Annotated in this window: 12 protein-coding genes; 8 read left to right on the forward strand and 4 right to left on the reverse strand. The window is 69.0% G+C overall.

Annotated features, from left to right (window positions below; translation table 11 throughout):
* Nucleotides 1-65: 65 nt before the first annotated feature.
* The 8 genes from P6166_RS03630 to rlmH all read left to right on the forward strand — a co-directional run bounded on the left by P6166_RS03630 (nt 66) and on the right by rlmH (nt 7,770).
* A complete protein-coding gene (locus tag P6166_RS03630) occupies nt 66-899 on the forward strand; it encodes an OmpA family protein (RefSeq protein WP_277763173.1) in 834 nt (277 codons plus the stop codon).
* Nucleotides 900-1,041: 142 nt separating this feature from the next.
* Nucleotides 1,042-1,635 carry a DUF998 domain-containing protein gene (locus P6166_RS03635; RefSeq protein ID WP_277763174.1) on the forward strand — a complete coding sequence of 198 codons (594 nt, stop codon included), beginning with the start codon at nt 1,042-1,044 and terminating at the stop codon, nt 1,633-1,635.
* 88 nt (nt 1,636-1,723) lie between these two features.
* Complete coding sequence (gene leuS, locus P6166_RS03640; protein ID WP_277763175.1) at nt 1,724-4,363, forward strand: leucine--tRNA ligase; 2,640 nt, start codon at nt 1,724-1,726, stop codon at nt 4,361-4,363.
* A gap of 120 nt (nt 4,364-4,483) precedes the next feature.
* A complete protein-coding gene (gene lptE / locus P6166_RS03645) occupies nt 4,484-5,074 on the forward strand; it encodes an LPS assembly lipoprotein LptE (RefSeq protein WP_277763176.1) in 591 nt (196 codons plus the stop codon).
* A gap of 20 nt (nt 5,075-5,094) precedes the next feature.
* Nucleotides 5,095-6,129, forward strand: a complete 1,035-nt coding sequence (holA, locus tag P6166_RS03650) for a DNA polymerase III subunit delta (protein ID WP_277763177.1) — start codon at nt 5,095-5,097, stop codon at nt 6,127-6,129.
* A 14-nt stretch (nt 6,130-6,143) separates the two neighbouring features.
* Nucleotides 6,144-6,827 carry a nicotinate-nucleotide adenylyltransferase gene (nadD, locus tag P6166_RS03655; protein WP_277763178.1) on the forward strand — a complete coding sequence of 228 codons (684 nt, stop codon included), beginning with the start codon at nt 6,144-6,146 and terminating at the stop codon, nt 6,825-6,827.
* A gap of 57 nt (nt 6,828-6,884) precedes the next feature.
* A complete protein-coding gene (gene rsfS / locus P6166_RS03660) occupies nt 6,885-7,289 on the forward strand; it encodes a ribosome silencing factor (protein WP_277763179.1) in 405 nt (134 codons plus the stop codon).
* A 10-nt stretch (nt 7,290-7,299) separates the two neighbouring features.
* Nucleotides 7,300-7,770 (forward strand): 23S rRNA (pseudouridine(1915)-N(3))-methyltransferase RlmH, encoded by a 471-nt coding sequence (gene rlmH, locus P6166_RS03665; protein ID WP_277763180.1) that lies wholly within the window; start codon nt 7,300-7,302, stop codon nt 7,768-7,770.
* Between the two features lie 344 nt (nt 7,771-8,114).
* Here the strand turns inward: rlmH and P6166_RS03670 are convergent, their stop codons facing one another.
* From P6166_RS03670 to P6166_RS03685, 4 genes are all read right to left on the reverse strand, one after another.
* Nucleotides 8,115-10,919 (reverse strand): TonB-dependent receptor, encoded by a 2,805-nt coding sequence (locus tag P6166_RS03670; RefSeq protein ID WP_277763435.1) that lies wholly within the window; start codon nt 10,917-10,919, stop codon nt 8,115-8,117.
* Nucleotides 10,920-11,084: 165 nt separating this feature from the next.
* Nucleotides 11,085-12,650: a sulfotransferase gene (locus P6166_RS03675; RefSeq protein WP_277763181.1), complete on the reverse strand. Its 1,566-nt coding sequence runs from the start codon at nt 12,648-12,650 to the stop codon at nt 11,085-11,087.
* Nucleotides 12,647-14,215, reverse strand: coding sequence for a tetratricopeptide repeat-containing sulfotransferase family protein (locus P6166_RS03680; protein WP_277763182.1), 1,569 nt, complete (start codon nt 14,213-14,215; stop codon nt 12,647-12,649). Before P6166_RS03680 ends, P6166_RS03675 begins: the two co-directional genes overlap by 4 nt.
* A gap of 96 nt (nt 14,216-14,311) precedes the next feature.
* Nucleotides 14,312-17,341 carry a TonB-dependent receptor gene (locus P6166_RS03685; RefSeq protein WP_277763183.1) on the reverse strand — a complete coding sequence of 1,010 codons (3,030 nt, stop codon included), beginning with the start codon at nt 17,339-17,341 and terminating at the stop codon, nt 14,312-14,314.
* Nucleotides 17,342-17,442 lie beyond the last annotated feature (101 nt).

Below are 17,442 nucleotides of genomic sequence, written 5' to 3' on the forward strand. Positions count from 1 at the left end.
GCGGCCGGCATCCCGCGGCCCGGCGCCCTGCGCGCGCCGGGTCGCCCATCCGAGGGGAAACCACCATGCATACGCCTCATCCGCACACCTCCCGGCAGCCGCTGCCGTGGATCGTCCTCACCGCCGTGTTGCTGCTGGCCGGATTCGAAGCCGGCGCGCGCGATCGCGACGACGGCTTCCCGGATCCCGCGCGCGCCTATCCGCGCGCGGGCACCTTCATCGATGTCGACCTGCTGCGCCAGTACGCGCCGGGCATGAACAAGAAACAGGTGCAGGCCCTGCTGGGCGCGCCGCACTTCAACGAAGGGCTATGGGGCGTGCGCGAGTGGAACTACCTGCTCAACGTGCGCCCGGCCATCGGCGCGGCGCCGGTGCGCTGCCAACTGCAGATCGATTTCGACGGCCACGGCGTGGCCGAAGGGCAGCGCTGGGCGCCTTCGGCGTGCAGCGCGCTGATGCAGCCGCCCGCCGCACCGGTGGCCGCCGCCCCCGCGCCGCCGGCGCCGCCGCCGCAGATCCAGCCGGTACGCCTGTCGGCCGATGCGCTGTTCGAGTTCGACAGCGCGCAGCTGAGCGCGCGCGGCCGCGAGACGTTGCGCCAACTCGTGCAGCAGGCCGGCAGCCTGGCCAACCTGCAGCAGGTGGCGGTGGCCGGCTACGCCGACCGCTTCGGCAGCGCGAGCTACAACGTGGCCTTGTCCGAACGGCGCGCCGAGGCGGTGAAGTTCGCGCTGATCGAGCTGGGCGTGCCGGCCAGCGCCGTGTGGGCCGACGGGCGCGGCGCCAGCGACCCGCTGGTGAGCTGCCCGGGCCCGCGTTCGAGCCAGGTCATCTCCTGCCTGGCGCCCAACCGCCGCGTCGAGATCACCGGCATGGGGGTGCAGGCCGCCTCGCGCTGAGCGCACTCCCCGATAAAACTCCCCGAGCAGTACTTCGCCGTCCGGCCCCAGCCGGGCGGCGTTCTTTTTGCGCCGGCCGGGGCGATGCGACAATCCATCCCCGCGTGCGCCGTGGCGGCGCGCGCCCGGAACGGGAGTGGGCGTGGGCCAGAGTGAACGTTGGGGCCGCTGGGCGGCGACGGGATTGCTGCCGTGGCTGGCGGTGACGGTGGCCGGCTTCGGGCTGGCGATTCCGCTGTATTCGCAGTGGCGCTACCCGGTGACCCTGCTGGGCGGCGTGGGCGTGCCGCACGCCACCGCCTTCAACCTGCTGGCGATGGGGGTGACCGGCGTGGCGGCGGCCTTCGCCGCGCTCTCCGTGTTCGGTGGCGGCGTGGCACGGCACGCGTGGCCGCACCGGGTCGGCGTGCAGTTGCTGTTCCTGTCCGGCCTGGCCTTCGCCGGGCTGGGGCTGTTCCCGCTGGACCCTTCCGATTTCGAGGGGGCGGCCACCCAGCGCCACTCGGCGGCCTGGCTGTTGTGGGAGGTCTCCTTCATCCCGGCCATGCTCGCGCTCGGCGTGGCGATGCGCGGGCGCGACCGTACCCTGGCCGGGCTGTGCTGGGCCGCCGGCGCGGTGGTGCTGGTCACCGGTTTCGTGCCGCTGCTGCCCGCGCCGCTGGCGCAGCGGCTGGGTTTCCTGGCCTGGGCCGGCTGGTTCGGCGTGGCCGCCGCGCGCTGGCCGGCGCGCACCTGAGCGCGGCCGGCGCCCACCGGCGTTTGGAGCGCCCGGCCGCCTGCGGTACCCTGTACCGCTTTGCGCCGCCGCGTTTCTGACCGCTTCCATGTCCGCCGACACCCACGCCTACGACCCGCAGCAGGTCGAAACCGCCGCCCAGCAGTTCTGGGACGCCACCCGCGCCTTCGAGGTCGACGAGACTTCCGACAAGCCGAAGTACTACTGCCTGTCGATGCTGCCGTATCCGTCCGGTGCGCTGCACATGGGCCACGTGCGCAACTACACCATCGGCGATGTCATCAGCCGCTACCAGCGGATGATCGGCAAGAACGTGCTGCAGCCGATGGGCTGGGACGCCTTCGGCCTGCCGGCCGAGAACGCGGCGATCAAGAACAAGACCGCGCCGGCCAAGTGGACCTACGCCAACATCGACCACATGCGCAGCCAGCTCAAGTCGCTGGGCTACGCGATCGACTGGTCGCGCGAGTTCGCCACCTGCCGGCCCGAGTACTACGTGCACGAGCAGCGCATGTTCACCCGGCTGATGCGCAAGGGCCTGGCCTACCGCCGCAACGCGGTGGTGAACTGGGACCCGATCGACCAGACCGTGCTGGCCAACGAGCAGGTCATCGACGGCCGCGGCTGGCGCTCCGGCGCGCTGGTGGAAAAGCGCGAGATCCCGCAGTGGTTCCTGCGCATCACCGACTACGCGCAGGAGCTGCTGGACGGCCTGGACGAGCTGCCGGGCTGGCCGGAATCGGTCAAGACGATGCAGCGCAACTGGATTGGCCGCTCCGAAGGCCTGGAGATCCAGTTCGACGTGGTCGACGCGCAGGGTGCCGCGCTCGAACCGCTGCGCGTGTTCACCACGCGCCCGGACACGCTGATGGGCGTGACGTTCGTTTCCATCGCCGGCGAGCATCCGCTGGCCCAGCACGCCGCCGCGCACAATCCGGCGCTGGCGCAGCTGCTGGCCGAGCTCAAGCAGGGCGGCGTCTCCGAGGCCGAACTGGAGACGCAGGAAAAGCGCGGCATGGATACCGGCCTGAAGGCCGTGCATCCGATCACCAGCGAGCAAGTGCCGGTGTGGGTCGCCAACTTCGTGCTGATGGGCTACGGCACCGGCGCGGTGATGGCCGTGCCGGGCCATGACCAGCGCGATTTCGAGTTCGCCACCAAGTACCAGCTGCCGATCCGCCAGGTCATCGCGCTGAAGTCGCCGCGCAACGAGGCCGAACGGCAGTATGACCCGACCACCTGGCACGACTGGTACGGCGACAAGACCCGCGAGCTGGAGCTGGTGAACTCGGCCGAGTTCGACGGCCTGGACTTTGCCGGCGCCTTCGAGGCGCTGGCCGAGCGCTTCGAGCGCAAGGGCCAGGGCCAGCGCCGGGTGAACTACCGCCTGCGCGACTGGGGCGTGAGCCGCCAGCGCTACTGGGGTTGCCCGATTCCGGTGATCTACTGCGACAGCTGCGGCGCGCTGCCGGTGCCGGAAGACCAGCTGCCGGTGGTGCTGCCGGAGGACGTGCAGTTCAGCGGCACCGGTTCGCCGATCAAGACCGACCCGGAATGGCGCAAGACCACCTGCCCGCAGTGCGGCAAGCTGGCCGAGCGCGAGACCGACACCTTCGACACCTTCATGGAGTCGAGCTGGTACTACGCGCGCTACACCTCGCCGGGCGCGCGCGACATGGTCGACAAGCGCGGCAACTACTGGCTGCCGGTGGACCAGTACATCGGCGGCATCGAGCACGCGATCCTGCACCTGATGTACTTCCGCTTCTACCACAAGCTCATGCGCGACGCGCGTCTGGTGGACAGCGACGAGCCGGCCACCAACCTGCTCACCCAGGGCATGGTGATCGCCGAAACCTTCTACCGCCAGAACGCGGACGGCTCCAAGGACTGGATCAACCCGGCCGACGTGGAAGTGCAGCGCGACGAGCGCGCGCGCATCACCGGCGCGATCCTCAAGTCCGACGGCCAGCCGGTGCAGATCGGCGGCACCGAGAAGATGTCCAAGTCCAAGAACAACGGCGTGGACCCGAAGACGATGGTGGAGAAGTACGGCGCCGACACGGTGCGCCTGTTCTCGATGTTCGCCGCGCCGCCGGAGCAGTCGCTGGAGTGGAACGAGGCCGGCGTGGACGGCATGGCGCGCTTCCTGCGCCGGCTGTGGACGCAGGTGGAGAAGCACGCTGAAGGCGGCAGCGCGCCGGCGCTGGACGCCGCGGCGCTGGGTGCCAACCAGAAGGCGATGCGCCGCAAGACCCACGAGACCATCGGCAAGGTCGGCGACGACTACGGCCGCCGGCACAGCTTCAACACCGCCATCGCCGCGGTGATGGAACTGTCCAACGCGGTGCACAAGTTCGACGACGACAGCGCCCAGGGCCGCGCCGTGCGCCAGGAAGCGCTGGAGGCGATGGTGCTGCTGCTCAACCCGATCACCCCGCATGCCAGCCATGCGCTGTGGCAGGTGCTGGGCCACGGCGAGACGTTGCTGGAGGACGTGCGCTTCCCGCAGGCCGACCCGGCCGCGTTGGTGCGCGACGCGGTGACCCTGGCGGTGCAGGTCAACGGCAAGCTGCGCGGCACCATCGAGGTGGCCGCCGACGCGCCGCGCGAGCAGGTCGAGGCCCTGGCTCAGGCCGAGCCGAACGCCGCCAAGTTCCTGGAGGGGCTGACGGTGCGCAAGGTCATCATCGTGCCGGGGAAGATCGTCAACATCGTCGCGGCCTGAGCCGGACGCGGCGGCCTCAAGCCGCGTTCACGCCCGGTCGGGCACGCTGCGATGCATCGCGCGCCCGACCGGCGCATCCGCAAGTTGCCGCCCACCGCCCGCTGCCCCAGACTGTCGTCCATGATCCGAGCTCCCTTTACCTTCCTCGCCGCGCTCGCCTTGACCCTGGGCCTGAGCGCCTGCGGCTTCCACCTGCGCAACACGCTCAGCCTGCCGCCCGATACGCCGGCGGTGCGGGTGCAGTCGACCTCGCCGTACAGCGAGCTGGTGAAGATCCTCAACCGCGGCCTCACCGCCTCCGGCGCCACGCTGGCCGACGAGGACGCCAAGACCGGCTTTGCCACCCTGCAGGTGCTGTCCGAGCGCTGGGGCGACCTGCCGATCGCCATCGACGCCGAAGGCCGCGCCCAGGAATACAGCCTGCGCTACGCGGTGATCTTCAGCCTGCTGCGCGCCGATGGCTCGGTGCTGGTGCCGCAGCAGGTGATCGAGCTGTCGCGCGATTACGTCTCCCCGCCGCAGGACGCCACCGGCACCGCGACCGAGCGCGAGATCCTGGCCAACGAACTGCGCCGGGAGATGGCCGCCTCGATCATGCGGCGCATCGACAGCGTGGTGCGGGCGCGCCTGGAGCACGGGCAGTCGCTGGACAACCCGTCGCCGGGTGAGGCCACGCCGCCGGCGCTGCCCGTGCAGCCGCCGGCGCGATAACCGCGGTCCGCGCGGCGCCGATGGAACTCAGGCCCGAACAACTCGCCAGCCAGAGCGGCCAGCCGCTGCAGCCGGCCTACCTGATCGCCGGCCCGGAAACGCTGCGCGTGCTCGAAGCGGCCGATGCGGTGCGCGCCCGCGCGCGCGCCGAGGGCATCGGCGAGCGCGAGGTGTTCGACGCCGACGGCCGGGACTTCGACTGGAACCAGCTCGAGCAGAGCTTCAACGCGCCGAGCCTGTTCAGTGCGCGCCGCCTGGTGGAAGTGCGCATGCCCAGCGGCAAGCCGGGCAAGGAGGGCGCGGAGGTCATCAGCGCGTTCTGCGCCAATCCGCCGCCGGACGTGGTGTTGCTGATCACCGCCAACGACTGGAGCAAGGCGCATCACGGCAAGTGGGCCGACGCGATCGCGCGCATCGGCACGATTTCCGTGGCCTGGGCGATCAAGCCGCACGAGCTGCCGGAATGGATCGAGCGCCGCCTGCGCGGCAAGGGCCTGCGCGCCGACGCCGACGCCGTGCAGCGCCTGAGCGAGCGGGTGGAGGGCAACTTGCTGGCCGCCGCGCAGGAAATCGACAAGCTGGCGCTGCTCTCCGGCGGGCAGGCGCTGGACCTGGCGGCGATGGAGTCGCTGGTGGCCGATGCCGCCCGCTACGACGTGTTTCGCCTGGCCGAGGCCACGCTGGCGGGGCAGCCGGCCGCGGTGGGCCGCATGCTCGCCGGCCTGCGCGGCGAGGGCGAGGCGGTGGCCGCGCTGATGCCGATCCTGATCAAGGAATTGCTGCGCACCGCCGCGCTGGCGCGGGTGCAGGCACGCGGGGGCAACCTCGCCGGCGAGATGAAGGCGCAGGGCATCTGGGAATCGCGGCAGGCGCCGTTCAAGCGCGCGCTGGCCCGCCATGCCGAGCCGCGGCGCTGGGAGCGCTTCGTCGCCGAGGCGTCGAAGGTGGACCGCATCGCCAAGGGCCGCGGCGAGGGCGACGCGTGGGTCGCGCTGGAACGCCTGCTGCTGGCGGTCTCCGAGGCGCGCGCGGTGCGCCTGCTGGTGGCTTCCTGAGCCACGCCGCGGCGATGCACGCCCCGGACGCCGAGGACGCGCTGCGGCTGTGCTACGGCGGCACGTTCGACCCGATCCATTCCGGTCACCTGGCCATCGCCTGCGCCGCGCGCGATGCGCTGCACGTGCCGGTGTGGCTGATTCCGGCGGCCGATCCGCCGCACCGCGCGGCACCCGGCGCCGCCGCGGCGCAGCGGGCGGCGATGATCGCGCTGGCCATCGAGGGGTTGCCCGGGCTGCGCCTGGACCTGCGCGAGATCGAGCGCGCACGCACGCGCGATCGTCCTTCCTACACCTACGACACGTTGCGCGAACTGCGTCACGCCTTCGGGCCGACGCGGCCGTTGGCGTGGCTGATGGGCGCGGACAGCTTCGTGGGATTGGCGGGCTGGCATCGCTGGCGCGAGCTGGGCGAGCTGGCGCACTTGGTGATCGCCGAGCGGCCGGGCAGTGGGCTCGATGCGGCCCTGCCCGCGGAGCTGGCGGCCTGGGCGCAGCCGCGCTGGACCGGCGATGCGGCGCAGTTGCGGCAGCGGCCGGGCGGCTTGCTGTGGCGGCTGCACCAGCCGTTGCGGTCCGAATCGGCCAGCCAGGTGCGCGGCGAAATTGCCGAGGGCGGCCCTTGGCGCGCGCTGGTGCCGGCGGCGGTGGCGCGCTACATCGAAGGCCATGGCCTGTATGCGGCGCGGCCTGCCTGAACGCGCCGCCCGCGCCATTTGCCTATAATCCGCGCCATTCCCATCGAGTTGCCCGCTTTGACCAGCCAAGCCCAAGTCATCAAGACCCAGATTCCCACCCCGCCGCCGTCGGTGCCGCAGCTGCTGGCGACCGTCCGCGAGGCCATCGAGGAGCTCAAGGGCAAGGATGTGGTCGAGATCGACGTGCGCGGCAAGTCCAGCGTGGCCGACTACATGGTGGTGGTGTCGGGCACCTCGACGCGCCACGTGAAGTCCATCGCCGACGAGGTGGTGAAGTTCGCCAAGCGCCTGGAGCTGATGCCGCTGGGCGTGGAAGGCGAGCGCGAGGCGGAGTGGGTGCTGGTGGACCTGGGCGACGTGATCGTCCACGTGATGCTGCCGCGCGTGCGCGAGTTCTACGCGCTGGAGCGCCTGTGGACGGTGGGCGACCAGCCGCCGGCCGAGTTCGACCAGGACGCGTGACCGCGCGGCGATGAAGGCGCGCTTGATCGCCACCGGCGAGCGTGCGCCGGCCTGGGTGGCGCAGGGGTTTGCCGAATACCAGAAGCGGTTGTCGCACTGGTTGCCGCTGGAGTTGGTGGAAATCGAGCCGGGCCTGCGTGGCAAGGGGCGCGATGCGCAACGGGCCATCGACGACGAGGGGCGGCGGGTGATCGCCGCGCTCCCCAAGCAGCCTTACGTGGTGGCGCTGGATGTGCCGGGCAAGCCGTACAGCTCCGAGCAGCTGTCGCAGCGGATGGAACATTGGCGCACGCTGGGACGCGATCTGGCGTTCCTGATCGGGGGGCCGGAAGGGCACTCGGCCGACGTCGTGAAACTGGCTGACGAGCGCTGGTCCCTGGGGCCGCTGACGTTGCCGCACATGCTGGTGCGGCTCGTGGTGGCCGAGCAGCTTTATCGCGCTGCGGCTATGTTGGCCAATCATCCTTACCATCGGGCCTGATCTTTCTGCGCTGTCGTGGATGGCCGCTTTGCTGCTGTCGCGCAGCCGGCGGGCGGCATGCCCTTTCGGGACACGCCGTGAATCCATCCATGGAGGCTCGTAGGCGACATCCATGTCGCCTACGGTCCCGAAAGGGCATGCCGCCCGCCGGCTCGACCCTTCGGCGCAAGGGGACCGAAAAAGCGGCACCCATCTCGCCGCGCCGATGTTTCCGCTAATCGACGCTTATCTCCTGTAGGCGCAGCTTCAGTCGCGACCGTACGGCGTCCGCTCGCCGCAAGTCCTGGGAGCAAAAAAAGCCCGGGCATCGCTGCCCGGGCCGGAGGAAGTGCTGACTTGCCTGCTCAGTTCCAGGTGTACTTCGCCCCCACGGTGAAATAACGGCCGATCGCGCCGCTGAAATGCAGCGGGTTGTAGTTGATCGCGCCATAGGTCGCCGGATCCAGCGGGGCGGTGCGGTCGAACACGTTCTGCACCGAGCCGAAAATCTCCAGCGCGTCCGTCGCCTTCCAGTTGGCCGACAGGTCGAACGTGGTGAACGAGGCCAGTTCGCAATCGCCTGGGGCCGGCGAGCCGTCGGCGCGGAAGTTCAGGCAGGTCTCGTCCTTGCTGCCGCCGGTCTCGGGCGTGTTGTCCATGCTGCTGATGTAGTTGAGGATGCCGCTTACCGTCCAGGCGTTGTAGTTCCAGGTGGCGCCGAAGTTCACGCGGTCCTTCGGGGTGCCGATGCAGTTGGTGACATCGCAGTTGCCGTGGGTGCCGGCGTACTCGTGGGTGATGTCACCCTCGGTGCGCTCGAACTTCTTGATGTGGCTCCACTGCAGGTCCAGGCGCATGTCGCCGTAGGCACCCATCGGGATGTCCTGGCGGATGTCGGTATCCACGCCCTCCACCTCGGACGAATTGGCGTTCACGTACTGCGTGTTGATCGCCAGGATCGAGCCGGTGCCGGGCACGCCATTGAGCAGGTCGGTATCGCGCAACACATCGCCGGCGGCGATGGCATCGGCGGTGGAGCCCTGGGCGATCTCGTTGGTGCGCTTGATGCGCCATGCGTCCACGGTGATCGAGGTGGTGCGCGTGGGTTGCAGCACGATGCCCAGGCTGTAGCTCTTGGATTCTTCCGGCTTGAGGTTGGGGTTGGGCGTGGTGATGATCGCCACCGGCTGCAAGCCGCAGTCGTCCGCCGTGCCGCCCGGCGCCGGCGTGCCGTTGGGGCAGCGCACCGGGTCCAGCGCGTTGGAGAAGGCGGCCAAGCCGCCATCGCCGTTCTCGGCCGGGTTCGGGGCGCGGAAGCCTTCGGCGTAAGTGCCGCGCAGGGCGAACCAGTCCACCGGGTTCCACTTGAAGCCGACCTTCGGCTTCACCGCATCGTCGCCGCTTTCGTACTTGTCGTAGCGCACCGCGCCGGACAACTCCAGCGTCTCCAGGATCGGCGCGGACAGCTCCAGGTAGCCGGCGTAGACGTTCTGCGTGCCGTCGTAGGCCGAGTAGCCCAGGCCGATGATGTCGCCCACGTCGGTGTAGGTCTGCGGCGTCAGCGAGTTGGTCGTGCGGCGCCACTCGGTGCCGAACGCCAGCGAGAGCGGGCCGCCCTTCAGGTCGTAGAGCGCGCGCGAGGCGGTGAAGTCGAACATGTCCAGGCTCGACTTGGCGTAGGCGCGGATTTCCGGGGAGATGTAGTCGTACAGGCTCTGCGGGTTGGCGTCCGAACCCAGGCCGATATTCCACACCCCGCCCGGGCAGGCCGCGTTGCCCAGCGCGCATTGCACGGCGCTGTAGCGCAGGAAGCCGGTGCGCTTGTTGACCAGGTTGGTGGACGAGTGCAGGTAGGCGGTGTCGTAGTCCCAATCGCCCCAGGTGCCCTTGACGCCGGCGAGGAAGCGGAAGAACTCGTTGGTGTTGTCGGTGACGCGGCCGCCGACATCGGCGGCGTTGTAGCGCACGCGCACCGGCTCGTCGTACGGGTTGTCCGGATGGCCGACGCCGAGCACCACCGCGCCGGCGCCGCTGTTGGCGTTCACCGGGCCGCCGGGATAGCCCCACGCGCCGGAAACATTGGACGGCGTGTTGTGGAACACGGTTTCCTTCTTCGAGTAACCGAACTCGGTGTAGACCTCCGAGTTCTCGCCGAAGGCGAAGGTGCCGCGCGCGAACAGGTTGACGTACTTCTCTTCCGGCGTGAGGTCGCGCCAGTCGGCCATGTCCCACAGACAGCCGCCGCCTGGATCCTGCGGGCTGACATTGGACAGCTGCGCGCAGCCGGGCAGCGAGGTGAGCGTGGCCGGATCGGTGCCGGGCACGAAGACGCTACCGACTTGCGAGCTGCCGCCGCCGGTGCCGCCGCCGGTGATCGCGCCGCCGAGGAACTGGCTGCCGCCGGCGCTGTAGCCCCACGGACGCAGGTCGCCGGTGCCGATCCACTTGCGGTTGCTGCGGTCGGAGGCCTTGATGGCGTCGGTCTTGCCGACATCCAGGCTGAAGAATGCGTTCCAGCCGTCCTCGGCGAGATTGCCGGTGCCGGCGGTCAACGTCGCCTTGCGCGCGTTGCCGTCGCTGTCGTCGGACATGCCATAGGAGCCGCGCAGGATGGCGCCGGTGAAATCGGTGCGCAGGATGATGTTGACCACGCCGGCGATGGCGTCCGAACCGTAGATCGCCGACGCGCCGTCCTTGAGCACCTCCACGCGTTCCACCGCATCGAGCGGGATCGTGCTCAGGTCGGTGAAGACTTTCTGGCCATCGTCGGCCAGGCCATACGTGGCCATGCGGCGGCCGTTCAACAGCACCAGCGTAGAGCCGGCACCCAGGCCGCGCAGCGAGATGCCCGCGCCACCGCCGGCAAAGCCGTTACCGAAAGTCTTGGGAATGGAGCCCGCGCCGTCGGAGGTGAGCGTTTGCAGGTATTCGGCGACGGTGGTCTTGCCGGTGCGGTCGATGTCCTGGCGCGTCACCACCTGCACGGGCGAAGGCGTTTCGGTGTTGGTGCGGGGGATGTTGGAACCGGTGACCGTGATGCGGTCCAGGTTGGTCGGTGCTTCGGACTCCTGCGCGAAGGCGGGCAGCGTGGCGGTCGGCGCGAGCAGGACCAGCAGGGCGGCGGACAAGGGCGTGCGACGGCGCGCCGTATGGGGCGGGACATGACGAATCACGGCTCTCTCCTGACAAGGATGAAGAAACTTGGCAAATATGTCGGGAGGGGGCGCCGACGCCGGCGAATTTGGTTTTTTCTGGGTGAGTGAGTAGTGAAAAAGGCCTTAATACGCAGGCGTTTTGTTGCGCTGAGGTATAGCTACCTGAGTGGCTCAGGTTTGTCAGTCGTGCTGCGACAACGCCTCGATCATGGGCGCGAGTCCAGCCGCATACGGTGCCCACTTCGGGCGTTCGGACGCACTCGGGCGTGCGCGAACCTGCACCGCGCTGGCGGTGACCACGCCGCGCTGCCGGCTTTCGCTGTTCAACATGCCGGGCGAATACGCGATGCCACAGAACGCGGCCACTTCGTGCATCACCGCTTCCGGCTCGCGCACCAGCCGCGCATAGGACACATCGAGGATCCGGCCCGGAAAACGCGCATGCCAATGCGCCATCAGGCGGCGATAGCGCTGGTAGTAGCGGGCCAGCTCATGCATGTCGTAGCTGTATGGATTGGCCTCGGAGAACAGTTCGCGCAGGTTGGAGAAGCATGTCTCCACCGGGTCGCGCACCATGTGCAGGATGCGCGCGTGCGGCAGCGTGGCGGCGATGAAGCCGATGTTGAGGAAGTTCGAGGGCAGCTTGTCGGTGAAGCAGCGCTCGCCGTCCAGGCGCCACGACGTGCTGTGCAAGTAGCGTGCGCCGGTGGCCAACGGGTCGATGGCGGCGGCCCTGCGCACGATCTCCTCGTCCACCACGCCGCGGCAATGGTGGTCGGTGGCGTGCCGCATGGCGCTGGTGAAATCGTACAGTTCGCCGATTCCCTTCACTTCCGTCGAGCCGCACAGCATCTGCTCCAGCAGCGTGGTACCGGAGCGATGCATGCCGACGATGAACAGCGGCCGCGCGCCATCGGCGCTCGCCTCGGCCTGCGGCAACGGCGGCAGGGCGGTGAGGGCGTCGAACAGGCGCTGGTTGCGGGCGTCGTCGTAATCCAGCGTCGCGCGCTTGTGTGCGCAGCCTCGCGTCAGTGCCTGCCACGCGTCGTCGTATTCGCCGAGGTCGTCCAGGGTCTTGTGCAACGCGAATTCCAGCAGCGCCATGTCGTTGGCGGTGCGCCCCGGGCGTTGCAGTTCGCGGCGGATGGCCGCCGCGCCGTTGCGCTCGGCGCTCTGGCGCCCGAGCGCGGCCCGCAGCCAGTAGCCCTGCGCGATCTCCGGCGCGCGCCGTTGCGAACGCACGATGTCCTGCTCCGCTTCGTCGAAACGGCCGAGATACATCAGTACCTGCGCACGCGCGAGCAGGGTGGCGGGGTAGTCCGGGTCGGCGCGCTTGGCCTCGTCGAGATAGGCGATGGCCTCCTCGGGCAGGTTGGCGTAGGTGAGGTGCGAAGCGGCGGTGATCAGCGCGGGCACCTGCATGCGCGCCGGCGGCCCGAGGCGCGCCAATACGCGGCGTAGCGCGGGGATGTCGTTGAACGTGCGCAGGCGCGGGATCATCGCGGCCAGTTGCTGCGGCGTCGCCTGGGGGCTCGCCTGCGCGTGCTGCATCCAGGCTTCGGCGCCGCGATAGTGGCCGGCCAGCGAGTAGAGATAGGACAGCTGCAGGAGGCTGTCCACGCGCCCCGGCGATAGCGCCAGCGCGCGCTGGTGGCAGCCGATCGCCCGCGCGAAATCGCCGTGCGCGGCGAACTGCTCGGCCTGCGCGACCAGCGCGGCGATCTGCGTGCCGGCGGTGGTGTTCATCGGCCGGCGTCCGCGAGCCGCTCCGCCAGCGGTGCCAGCGGGGCGGCATAACGTTGCCATGCATCCAGCGCGCCGCGATGGACCGCGCCGCGCACCTGCACGCTGCTGGCGGTGCTGACCGGCGCGGGGTTGCGTTCCGGATGCGCCAGGCCGGGCCACGGTGGCAGGTCGAGGAAAGCGAGCAGCGCAGAGAGCGTGGGCTCGGTGTCCTCGACCAGCGAGCGGTAGTCCACCACGTGCACGCTGCCCGGCGCGCGCTCGGCCCAGTGGGTCATCCAGCGCCGGGCGAGGTTCACTTCCGCCGCCAGCGTGTCGAAGTCGTAGCTGTAGGCGTACGCACCGCCCTGGAACAGTTCCTTGAGGTTGGAGAAGGCCACGTCCATCGGGTCGCGTCGCACGCAGACGATGCGCGCCTGCGGCAGCGCGCCAAGGATGAGCGGCAGCTCGAACAGGTTGCGCGGGTGCTTGTCGATGGCCGCCGCGGTGGCGGGCGCGGCGCGGCGCAGGCGCTGCTGGTAGGCGTGGCCGATCGCGCCCAGGTCCTGTCCGGCGAGGAAGGCGAGCGGGTCTTCCAACTGGCACAGCCCCGGGTAGAACTGCCCGGCGGCCTCGCTGGCCGCGGCGATGAGGTCGTTGCGCTCGCCGACGCTGCTCACCCACCCGTGGTTGCCCAGCATGCGGTCCAGCAGGGTGGTGCCCGAGCGCGGCAGGCCGAGGATGAAGATCGGGCGCGGCTGCACGGCCTTCGGCGCCGCGGCGAGCGGCGCCCAGTCGCTGGCCATCAACCGTTCGGCGCGCGCGTGGCGCGTGGCTTGCGAGGTATCCGGGTGCAGCTGGCGCATCCGCGCCGCGCCTTCGGCCAGCGCCGCCCACGCAGCGTCGCGTTCGTCGGCGGCGTCGAGTTCGTGGAACAGCGCGTAGTACAGTTGGGCCCGGCCAGGCTCGTCGGTGGACGATGCCAGCGCCGTGCGCAGGCGCTGCAAGCGCGCCGGGCTGCCGCTCGGGCGCAGCTTGGCGATTGCCCAGTGCACGTCCGGCAAGTGGGGCGCCAGCGCGAGTGCGGATTCGTAATGGGTGGCGGCGCCTTCCAGGTCGCCCAGGTATTGCTTCAGCTGGCCGCGCGTGAAGCGCAGCAGCGGATGCGCGCCGACCTGCGGTTCCACCGCGTCCAGCAGCCGCTGCGCGTCGTCGTAGCGGCCGGCCAGCCACAGGTGCTGGGCCAGCGAAGGCGATTGGCGCAGCACGTCCGGATCGCGCCAGTCCGCGCCCAGGATGGTCGAGGCGACCTCGGCGTCTTCGGCGAAGTCGAGCAGGCGCAGCGTCACGTAGGCCAGCAGGCGCGTGCTGCCGCCCAGCCGCACGGCGTCGGCCGCGCGCAAGGCGTACTGGTGAGCCTGCGGGTATGCATTGCGTTCCTGCGCGAAGCGCGACAGCCGCAGCAACGCGGGAACATGATGGGGATGCAGCGCGAGCATGGCGGCGTAGGCTTCGCCCGCGGCCGGGTAGTCCGCCCTGCTTTCGTGTGCCTGGCCCTCGCGCCAGAGCTGGTCAAGCCGTTCTTGCATTCTTCCTTCCAGGCCGGCTCGGGAAAAAACGGCCGCCTTGCGGCGGCCGTCGGAGTAAAAGAGCCGTGTAGCTTCTCTGTGTGATACCGCGGTGGATCAGAAGTCGTACTGCACCATGAAGCGGAACGAACGCGGTGCCTGCGTGCTGCGGTAGACGCCGAAGGTGTTCAGCGGCGCACCGGTGGTGCCGTCCTCGGCCACTTCGGACAACGCGGTGACCTTCTGCTGGTCGAACACGTTGAACACGTCCACCTTGAACTGCAGGCCCGGGGCCCAGTGCGGCAGGTAGGCGATGTTCAGGTCCAGCGAGTTGGTCCACGGCAGGCGGCCGTAAGTGCCGCGCGGCACGGCCACGGACGGACCGTCCGCGCCACCGGCTTCGGTGGTGCCGCAACGGAAGAACGAGGAGCCGTACGGGTGGATGCCGCCGTGGTACGGGTACAGCACGCCCAGGCAGTTCTGCGGACGGCCGGACTGCACCAGGATGTTGGCACCCAGCGACCATTCGTCGGTGAACTGGTAGTTGCCGAAAATCTTGACGCTGTGGCGGCGGTCGTTGGGCAGGTAGCCGTAGGAGTCGACCATCAGTTCCTTGTAATCGAAGTCCTGCGTGACCGAGGTGTCGCCCTGGCCGATATCCGACTTCACGCCACCTTCGGTGTTGCCCTTGTTCCAGGACATGGTCCACGAAGCCTGGAAGAAGAACTTCTCCCAGCTGCCGTCCCAGAACAGTTCCAGCGCCTTGTACTCGCGCTTGGCCTTCGGCGAGAGCAGGTCGGCGGGGATGGTGTACTCGGTGAGCACGCCATTGCCTTCCACGTCGGTCAGGAACACCGAATCCTTGCCTGGGTTGAACAGGCGGCAGTACGGGAAGCCGGCGTTGGGGATGTTCGGGGTCAGGCCGTCGGCAACGGCGGCGTCGTAGATCGGGGTGTAATCGCAGTTGTCGTCGATCGCCGCCTTGAGCTTGCGGTAGATACCGCGCGCACCGATGGCCTGGTGGTCGGTGATCTGGCTCTGGAAGCCCAGGATGTACTCGTCCTGGTACATCGGGTCCAGGTTGGTCGCCGCGATGGTGGCCGGGTTCTTCGGCTCGCCGAACTCGCCGTTGATGTAGGTCAGGCCGCCGCGCGGGGTCAGGCCGGTGGGCGCACCGGTGACCGGGTCCACGCCGGTGTAGTTGTAGTTCTGGCGGGTATACAGCGAGGCGCTGGCGCCACGCACGGCCACGCTCGGTGTGAGCGGCAGGGCGTAACGGCCGGCGTTGCCGTAGATCTTCAGCGTCGAATCACCCAGCACGTCCCAGCTGAAGCCCAGGCGCGGGCCGAACTGGTTGTCGATCTTGACGTACTCCTGGCCATCGCCGTTGAAGTTCTCGAACGTATCCCAGCGCGCGCCGAGATAAGCCAGGAACGTGTCGGTGATGTTCCAGCTGTCCTCCACGTACATGGCCCACTGCTTGAGCTTGACCGTCGAACCCTGGTTGACGATCTGCTCGCGGACGATGTCGAACTCGTCGCCCGTGTTGGGCAGGCCGTCCGGGCCATTGTTGGTGGAGTAGCGCCAGTAGCGGCCGCCTTCGATCGAGGTGCCGGCCACGGACTCGTAGTCGTCGCGATCGTAGCCGAAGCGGATCAGGTGGTCGCCCAGCGACCACTCGAAGTCCACGCGGAACTGGTCGCGGGTGTCCTTGGAGTCGGCGCGGTCGATGGCGTCGTTGGTGATGTTGCACGAGGAAGTGATTTCCCCGCCGGTCAGCGCCTGGCGGTAGGCCGGGCGCACGTCGAGCACGCGCGGGCAGCCGGACGCCGGGTCGTTGAGGTCGCCGCTGTAGCTGACGTCCAGGCCCGTCGCGGTGCGCGCGCCGTCCTTGCGCTTGAACTCACCGTGGCCGTACAGCGCCGACATGGTGAAGTTGTCGGTGAAGTAGCCGGTGTACTTGCCGATCCAGTTCTGGCCACCGTTCTCCTGCTTGCGGGTGCCGATGTATTCACCGTTCGCCGGGTTGTAGACGTCGGTGTCGATCTTGCTGGTGTCGTTGAAGCCGGTCAGTTCCAGCTTGTTGCTGTCGTTGATGTTCCAGTCGACCTTGACCAGCCACGTCGGGCGCTTGGTTTCCTCGTCGGCCGGCTTGTCGCCGAACGGCGTGCCGGCCAGGCCCTTGTCGGTATCGCCGTAGGAGACCAGGCCGTAGGCGAACAGCTTGTCCTTGACCAGCGCGCCGGACGCCCACGCGGAGGTGATCCACTGGTTGGTGTCGACGTTGGAGTTGTCCTGCGCCAGCGTGCCCACATCGTCCGGGGCGAGCGGGTTGCGGTAGTAGTAGTTGACGGTGTCGGCGTTGAGCGAGCGCGGGGTGTAGAACACGTTGCCGCCGGCGTGGAACTCGTTCGTACCGCGCTTGGTGATCTGGTTGACCACGCCGCCAGTGGAACGGCCGAACTCGGCGCCGTAACCGCCCGTCTTGACCTGCTGCTCGGCGACCGCTTCGAACGGGATTTGCGAGAAGTTGAGGTTGCGGAACGAGTTGGTGACGTTGAAGCCGTTGACGTAATACTGGTTCTCGGCCACCGACGAGCCGCCGAACGAGGCCAGGTTGCCGAACGCGGTATCGCCACGCACGGTGCCCGGCGCGAGCAGGGCCACGGAGGTGGCGTCGCGCGCGACGGGGATTTTGGCGATCTGCTCGGAGGTCAGGATGGTGGTCGATTCCACCGAGGAGACGTCGATCGGGTTCACCGCCGAGGTGGCGCGAACCTGCACGGTATCCAGGGTGGAGGCGGCATCGCCGCGACCGGCGGCGAAGTTGACCGGCGTACCGGTGCCCACGTTGACGTTGACGCCTTCGCGGGTCGACGTGCTGCCATCGGTGCCCGTGTAGGTCACGGTGTAGGTGCCGGTCGGCAGGGCGGAGAAACGGTAAGCGCCGTCGTTGCCGACGGTGATGGAGCGGGAGAAGCCCGTCGCAGGATTCTGGATCTGGACGGTGGCGCCGGCGCCGGCCTGGCCAAAGATCGCGCCGGAGGTATTGGACTGCGCGTACAGCGTGGGACTGAAGCAAATGCCGAGGGCCAGACTGAGCGCCGAGCGCTGCAGGACCCGTTTGGTTCGCTGGTTGACTGCCACTAGCTCTCTCTCCTGAGTAGGGTTCTTTGCGATATCGGCGGCAAGGCCCGAAGGTCACCCCGCGAGGCCGATATTCAGAATCTACTCAGGTTTAAACGCCG

This window comes from Stenotrophomonas sp. HITSZ_GD, from assembly GCF_029543105.1.
GTDB lineage: Bacteria > Pseudomonadota > Gammaproteobacteria > Xanthomonadales > Xanthomonadaceae > Stenotrophomonas_A.